General features: G+C 67.3%; 5 protein-coding genes and 1 pseudogene. All 6 read right to left on the bottom strand.

Translation table 11 applies throughout. The annotated features are described in order from the left end of the window. Positions 1-109: 109 nt before the first annotated feature. Positions 110-1,321, bottom strand: a pseudogene (locus ACFUEJ_RS19900) (IS1380 family transposase); the annotation flags it as partial. 1,331 nt (positions 1,322-2,652) lie between these two features. Then, the gene (locus ACFUEJ_RS19895) at positions 2,653-3,243 is read right to left on the bottom strand and encodes a cadmium resistance transporter (protein ID WP_005179560.1); all 591 of its coding nucleotides are present in this window, start codon (positions 3,241-3,243) and stop codon (positions 2,653-2,655) included. 93 nt (positions 3,244-3,336) lie between these two features. Beyond that, a complete protein-coding gene (locus ACFUEJ_RS19890; RefSeq protein WP_005179563.1) occupies positions 3,337-4,914 on the bottom strand; it encodes a DHA2 family efflux MFS transporter permease subunit in 1,578 nt (525 codons plus the stop codon). Further along, complete coding sequence (lspA, locus tag ACFUEJ_RS19885) at positions 4,865-5,395, bottom strand: signal peptidase II (protein WP_005179567.1); 531 nt, start codon at positions 5,393-5,395, stop codon at positions 4,865-4,867. The genes ACFUEJ_RS19890 and lspA overlap by 50 nt, the downstream gene beginning before the upstream one ends. Next, complete coding sequence (locus ACFUEJ_RS19880) at positions 5,392-7,356, bottom strand: cation-translocating P-type ATPase (protein ID WP_006902503.1); 1,965 nt, start codon at positions 7,354-7,356, stop codon at positions 5,392-5,394. The genes lspA and ACFUEJ_RS19880 overlap by 4 nt, the downstream gene beginning before the upstream one ends. Next, entirely contained in the window at positions 7,353-7,742 is a 390-nt protein-coding gene (locus tag ACFUEJ_RS19875; RefSeq protein WP_005179570.1) for a helix-turn-helix transcriptional regulator, read from the bottom strand. Before ACFUEJ_RS19875 ends, ACFUEJ_RS19880 begins: the two co-directional genes overlap by 4 nt. Positions 7,743-7,846: the final 104 nt, after the last annotated feature.

The raw sequence follows: 7,846 nt of genomic DNA, 5'->3' as shown, positions 1-7,846 counted from the left end.
ACTAGCCCTGGCCTACCCCGACCGCATCGAACCCCACCTCAACTAGACCCAACCAGCAACCACAGGAAACCCAGGAGTCACGTTCTTACACAGACGTCTTGACAAGCTCCGCGAGCATCTGCGTCCAGGCGATCAACTCGCAGGCGAGCATCACGATCGCGCACCAGATCCGGTTCTGATCGAAGCCGTGCAGCGGGAGATTCGTCAGGCCACAGTCTTTGGCGGTACGGACCCGGTCCTCACATCGAGCCCGCCGCCGGTGACACAGCTCCAGATCAGCGAGTTGGCCACGGACGGTGTTGGTGGCGAACGCGGTCAGCCGCAACCCATCACGGTCGGTGAACCGCAATTGTGCACCCGGGTGCGGCCTCTCCTTCCGGACGATCACACGCATCCCCTGCGGCCAGCCCGATAGGTCGATCAACCCGGTCAACTCGGCCACCCACGCCCCGTCGCGTTGCACGCCGTCGGCATCGTAGGCCGGGGTCCACGCCTCGGGACTGATCCGGTCGGTTGCGGCCGCGATGGTCTCGGTCAGCCCGAATCCCACTGAATAGGCCAGGCGCCGGCGGGTGAGATAGCCGAGGAACTCGTGGGTGCCGCCGGCCGAGTCGGTGCGTACCAGCACCGACTTGCCGACCCGATACCCCTGCACCGTCGGTAGCTGCTCGAGTGCGGCGGCGGTGACCGTGATGTGGTCGGCGGCGGTGTTGGCGCCGGCGTTGCCGGGCCGCAATTGGATGGCCAGGGGTTCGCCAGTGCCCTGGCTACCGTGATCGACAAACGCACACAGCGGGTGGAAACCGAACCCGCGCTTGTAGGTTGGTGCCGCATCCTGTTTCTCCGAGTGCGCGGTCACCAAGGTTGCGTCGAGATCGACGATCAGGGGATCGCCAGTATCGGCGTCGTGATCGGGGGCGGACGTGGCGGCTGCTGACCAGCACTCTGCCCGGGCAGCAGCGCGGGCGGAGTTGATGGCCGTCAATGCCGCTGGGGCGTCGGCGGCCAACGCCGAGATCAGTCGTGACACCGTGGGGTCAGAGGCGACCTGACCGAATACGGCGGGGTCGGCGCGCAGTTGGTTGATGTCGGCCAGACAATCACCGCCGATCGCGACTGCCACGGCCAGATCCGTGATGATCTTGCCTGGATCGTGGGTCGCCAGGGGTTTACGCCACGGTGTCAACGCGTCCGATAAATCGGTGGTCAGGCCCGTTTTCTCGGCTGTCCGCAGCAACACCGTGGCGCCGGCTTGCGACACTACCCCGGTTCCGGTGCCATCTGCAGACAGCACGGGATAGGGCGACGTAGACTTACTCACCTGAATGGTGCTCCTCGATCTGGTCCGATTGATGACTTCGCAATCTCAATCATCCCAGGTCAGGGCACCATTCTTCATTCACGACACGGAATCAGCGTGAAAGCACGAGGCTAGCTCCCGCACGGCCGCGGACAGCTCATCGCGTGACGATGCCCTTGCCAGAGTGGTGCCTTGTTCTTCGTCCACCGATCCGGGGGCTACAGGTCGTGGCGCTGCTGCGGATCGGTCGTCGGCGGACACGCCAGCCATGAGCGCTGGGGTGTTCGTTGGATTGTGACGATCGGCGAGCGCGGTGGCCGCGGCCCCGCCGGCTACACAGAGAACCACCGCGGCCACGAGCGATCCACTCAGCCCGGCAACGGCCGTCGACCTGGCTGATGCGCCCGAGACCTTCTCGTCGTCGAGCACGTCGAGAAAAGCAGATCGAACTTGCTGACTGCCTTGGCAATCGAGACCGGACGCCCGCTCCCATGGAGCAGTAGGCGCTGCGGCCCTGGGTTCCTGCCGAGATCGACCGTGCGCGGTGTGCGCGGTGGCCCGAAACCCCTATGATCGAACCGGGCTGCGCGCGGCCATACATCATGCGAGCGAGACGTGTATGGACGGCCATCGCGAGGTAGATATGAAGATGAAGACGTCCCGGGCGCACCCCCCGACCGAGCGTGCGACGCGCGCGGGGGAACAGAGGTAGCGGGCCGGATGGACCTGACCACAGCTTCGGGGGAGGGAGGCATCCGATGTCGCCCCGCCGCACGCGCGACACCCGAAGGCTGCGGCCCCGTGGCTCCGAGGGTGAAGGCCGCCGAGGCACCGCGAGGGGACGTGTGCATACCAATGGGGAGCGGGCTGGGGTCAGCTTTGCGATGCCGTGCCAAGGAAGGTCCTTCAGTCCAAGAGTCGTCCCGGATGGAACAGATCGATATCAAACGAGCCACGAACAGGTTACTACTACGTGGGTTAGTTTCTCTCCGCGCGGGCGCGCCGAACCGGCGCCCCTCACGGTTCCATCAGCGTTTTAAGTTGACCAGTGGGTCAGGGCTATGCGCTGGGGCGGAAACAGTTCGCAACGATGACAGCGCCCGACTAAAGCGTTTGCACGAGCGACCCCGCTAGGCGCGGTAGAAGCCCCACGTTGCCGGAGGCCTTGAACTACGTCGATGGTAGTAGTGCCACAGTGGTAGTAGTGCCACAACGGTGCAGCGCCCCTGAGCACAACCATGGACCAACCGAAGGACGGCTGTCTACCGGTTACGGCCTCGAATAGCACTTCATTCTTTGGAGCCGATCGCCGCTGTCCTCCGTGATCTGGGCCGTGCAGACCGGGACGACGGTCAGAGGCCGAATGCGCCGCCGCTGACGAGGATGACGATTCCGAGAACGATCAGCACGAGCGGGAACAGGATGTGTTCCCACCGTTCCAAGATCTCGGCGATGGCCTTGCGGGTGGTGAGGAACTTCGCGGTGAACACCAGCACGGCGACCAAGAGCAGGAACACGACCGAGTAGGCGACGATCGCCGCTGTACCCACGGTCGCGAAGACCGGGACGTAGACGCCGATGTTGTCGCCGCCGTTGGCGAAGGTCACCGCCGCCACCGTCCAGACCGCGACCTTCTTGCCCTCGAACCGTTCATCGTCGTCGCCGTTGTTGCGCCATGCTCTCCAGGCGGCGAGCAGACCGAGCAGCAGAGGAATGAGCCCGAAGTAGGCGATGGCTTCTTCGGGCAGCAGCGCCGTGACTCCCAGCGCTACGAGGACCGACGCGGCGAGGATCGCTCCGAAACCGAGATATTGTCCGGTCGCGATGGCGGCCGTTGTTCCGCGGGTTCCCGCGCCGCGGGCGAAGAACAGCGAAAGCACGATGATGTCGTCGATGTTGGTCACCAGGAAGAGTCCGATGGCCTGCAGGATCGAGGTAACCATTCCGGCGGATGCCCTTTCTCTGGGAGTACACTGCTGCTCGGCTGACACGCAGTTGTGTCGCGTGCCGTAGCCGCTGTCATGGGAGTGGCTATTTCAGTTTCGATCACGCGCCGGTGATGTCGGCGCGGGCGCAGGAGTGTGGTTGGGGAGTTTGGCGGCGATGGCCGCGGCCAGTAGTGCGCTGATGGCGGCGCTGGCAAGGAACACTGCGGACATGGCGTGGCTGTAGGCGTGGGCGCTGGACGCGGCCAGATCGGCGCCCGCTGGGCCGGGAATCTGGGTCGCGGCAAGTTGCGCTCCGGCGATGTTGTCACGCGCCGCGCTGACCACTGGTTCGGGCAGGCCGCTCAGGTGGGGGTCGAGGTCGCGGGTGTAAACGACGGTGAGCAGGGTGCCCAGGATCGCGACGCTGAACGCGGCACCGACCTGTCGAATGGCCATCAGCAACCCAGCTCCTGCGGCGCTGCGATGCTCGGGCAGGCTCGCCATGACCGCGTCGACAGCCGGCGCCAACGCCAGCCCGGCTCCCAGGCCCACGGTCGCCAGGCACACCGCGACGAAGCCGTAGCCGGAGTCGACGGTGATGCGGGATGCGAGCACGAATCCGGCCGCGGCGATCACCATGCCGGTGGCGATCGGGATTTTGGCGCCGAGTCGGGTCACGATCTTGTCCACAGCGGCTGCGGCGACGATGATCGCCAGCACCAGAGGCACCAAGCGCAGGCCGGTGCCGAAGGCGTCGTGGTAGCGCAGTATCTGCAGGTATTGCGGCAGCACGAACAGCACGCCGACCAGGGTGAAGGTGCCCGCGGTTGCGGCCAGGGTGGGCCAGGTGAAGGCCGGATTGGTGAACAGTGCCAGATCGACCAATGGGTCGCGGGCACGGCTTTCCCACACCAGAAATCCCGCGATCAGCCACACACCGGCCGCCAGAGCCGCGAGCACGACGGGATCGGTCCACCCGTACGCGGGAGCCTGGATGATGCCGAATACCAGCGCCGCCGTACCGGGCACGGCGGTGAGGATCCCGAGCCAGTCCAACGCCGGTGCATGCGGGTCGACCGATTCGGGCAACAGCACCACACAGGCAACCAGGGCGGCGACACCGACCGGGACGTTGATCAGAAACACCGAGCCCCACCAGAAATGCTGCAGCAGCCAGCCACCGACGATCGGCCCCAGCGGCAACCCGACACCCAGTGCACCGACCCACACCGCGATCGCGCGGCGACGCTGGTCGGGGCCGAACAGGGTCGGCAGGATCCCCAGCGACAGCGGCACGATGATCGCGGCCCCGATGCCCATGACCGCGCGGGCGGCGATCAGCGAGCCGGTGGACCCGCTGAAAGCGGCCCAGGCCGAGGCGGCGACGAAGGCGACCAAACCTATCAGCAGCAGCCGTTTGCGACCGTAGCGGTCACCGAAGCCGCCGGCGGGCAGCATGAGCGCGGCGAAGACCAGGGTGTAGGCGTTGACGATCCACTGCAACTGGGTGGTGCTCGCGCCGAGGTCTTGGGCCAGGGTGGGCAGGGCGACGTTGAGAACCATCAGGTCCAGCCCGACGGTGAGCAGGGCGACGACCAGCGCCGCCAGCCCTGCCCACCGACGTGACGGGCCCGGCTCAGTCCCGGTCGTCGGCGTGGTGTTCGGGTGAGAGTGGTTCTCGCTCATCGGAGTTTCCGATCAGAGTGGCGATGATGAGGGCGGTCGCGCCGAGCACGATGAAGGTGTCGGCGAGGTTGAAGGTGGGCCACCAGCCGGTGTGCAGGTAGTCGGTGACCACACCGTCGGGGGCCCGGTCGATGACGTTGGCGGCGGCACCGCCCAGGATCGCGGCGAGCGCGACGCGGGTGAGCAGGTTCGCGCGCGGCGCGACCACCCATCCGCCGACCGCGACCGCGGTGGTGATCACCGTGGTGAGCGTGAGCATCACCCAGCTCGGTGCGTCGGCGGCGATCGAGAACGCCGCTCCCGGGTTGAACGCCAACTTAAGGTCCACCGGACCCGCCTCGATCGGGGCCCCGGCCAGCGTGGTCTGCGCCCACGCTTTGAGCGTGAGGTCGATACCGGCCAGCGCGGCCGCGGCAGCGACCCACCGCAGTCGCCGCCCCCACCGCGACACGGTGGGAGCAGACGACGCGGTGGCGGTCACGCGGGCGCTCCGGCCAGTACCGGTGCGGGCTTTGCCGCCGAATCGGTCAGCGAGGCCAGGGGTTTGGTGCGTCCGGCGCGGACACCGTTGGCGATGACGACGATCTCGGCGAGTTCGTGCACCAGCACCACCGCCGCCAACCCGAGAATCCCGAACAGCGCGAGCGGGATCAAGATCGTGATCAACCCCAACGACAAACCGACGTTTTGCAACATGATCCGGCGAGCCCGACGAGCGTGCTCGAGAGCCCGCGGCAGGTGCCGCAGGTCCTCACCCATCAACGCCACATCCGCGGTTTCGATAGCGACATCGGTGCCCATCGCGCCCATCGCCACACCGAGGTCGGCGGTTGCCAGTGCGGGGGCGTCGTTGACGCCGTCGCCGACCATCGCGGTGAACCGGTCGCTGCGCAGTTCGCCCACGATGTGGGCCTTGTCCTCCGGGCGCAGATCCGCGTGCACGTCCTCGATCCCCGCCTCAGCGGCCAGAGCGGCGGCGGTGCGGGCGTTGTCACCGGTGAGCATCGAGACCCGGATTCCCAGCGCGTGCAATCGGTCGATGACCTCGTGTGCCTCGGGCCGCAGTTCGTCGCGCACAGCGATCGCACCGATCACCTGGCCGTCGAGCTCGATCAGCACCGCGGTCGCCCCCGCGTGCTGCATCCGTTCCACATCGGCGGCCAGAACACCCGGTTCGATCCAGCCCGGACGGCCCAGCCGCGCCCGGCGTCCGTCGACGCGGCCGGTCAACCCGGCACCGGTGACCGCCTCGACGTCGGTGGCGGGAGTGACGGTGTCGACGGCGGCGAGGATGGCGCGGGCGAGGGGATGTTCACTGCGCGATTCCAGCGCGGCCGCGACCGCCAGCACCCGGTCCCCGTGCACACCGCCGGTGGCGGCGATCTCGACGACGGCAGGCTTGTTCGCCGTCAGCGTGCCGGTCTTGTCCAGCGCGACCTCGCGCACCCGGCCCATCGCCTCGAGTGCGGCACCGCCCTTGACCAGCACACCCAGCTTGCTCGCCGCACCGATCGCGGCGACCACGGTCACCGGCACCGAGATCGCCAGCGCGCACGGTGAGGCGGCGACCAGCACCACCAGCGCACGTTCGATCCAGGTGACCGGATCCCCGAAGAGCGCGCCAATCACCGCGATGGCTGTGGCGGCGATCATGATGCCGGGCACCAGCGGTTTGGCGATCTTGTCGGCCAAGCGTTGAGCGTCGCCCTTGCGGGCCTGCTCGGCCTCCACGATCCGCACGATCCGTGCCAGGGAGTTGTCCTCGGCGGTCGTGGTGACCTCGACGGTCAGCACACCGGTGCCGTTGATCGCCCCGGCGAACACCTCCGCGCCCGGCCCGGCTTCTACCGGTACCGATTCGCCGGTGATCGCCGAAACATCCAGCGCGCTACGCCCGTCGACGATCACCCCGTCGGTCGCGACCCGCTCACCGGGGCGCACCAGCATCCGATCCCCGACGCGCAGCTCGGCAGGGGCGATGACGGTTTCGGTGCCGTCGCGTAGCACGGTGGCCCGGTCCGGTACCAGGTTCAACAGGGCGCGCAGCCCGCGGCGGGTGCGCGCGACCGCGTACTCCTCGAGGCCCTCGCTGATGGAGAACAGGAACGCCAGCATGGCGGCTTCGCCGACCTCGCCGAGGATCACCGCGCCGATCGCGGCGATCGTCATCAGCGTGCCGACACCGATCTTGCCCTTGGCCAGCCGTTTGAGCGTGGAGGGGACGAAGGTGTATGCACCGACGAGCAGTGCGGCGATCTCCAACCCCAACTCGACGGCGCGTGGGCCGCCGGTCCAGCCGACGATCAGTGCCGCGACCAGCAGCACTCCGGCGACCGCGGCGGCGCGCAGTTCACTGACTTCCCAGAGCTTTTCGGGTTCGCGTTCCTCGGCCTCGCCGTCACCGGCGGGTTCGTCGTGGCCGCAGCCGCATGCGTCGCTCATGCTCGTACCTCCGCGCTCTCCGTCTCGGTGGTGGAGTCGGTGCCGTAGTTCGGGCACAACGCCACCGCATTGCCTGTCGCCGCGAGCAAGGTCTCTGCCGAGGCGAGTAGGTCCATCAACTCCGGGCGGGCCAGGCTGTAGAACACCTGCCGCCCTTGCGGGCGGCCCACGACCAGCCCGCAGTCGCGCAGGCACGCTACGTGCGCCGATACCGTTGACTGAGCCAGTCCGAGCCCGGCCATCAGGTCCAAGACCCGCGCTTCCCCGCACGCCAGCCGGTGCACGATCGCCAACCGTGTCGCATCGGAGAGGCTGTGGAACAGGGCCACCGCCGGATCCAACCCCTGCGTCTCGACGAGGCAACCCCCGCCATCATTAATCGCCATAAAGCGATGATAGCGGCGAAAGCTATTGATATCGAGTGAGAGTGTGATTAATCTCGTTTCAACGATTACATCGTGATATGGCGATCAATTCGTGGTCGCTACGG

The organism is Gordonia sp. NPDC057258 (genome assembly GCF_042668985.1).
Taxonomy (GTDB): domain Bacteria; phylum Actinomycetota; class Actinomycetes; order Mycobacteriales; family Mycobacteriaceae; genus Gordonia; species Gordonia hongkongensis.
Note: the sequence above shows the minus strand (reverse complement) of the source record. Positions and strands in the feature narration are given on the sequence as shown.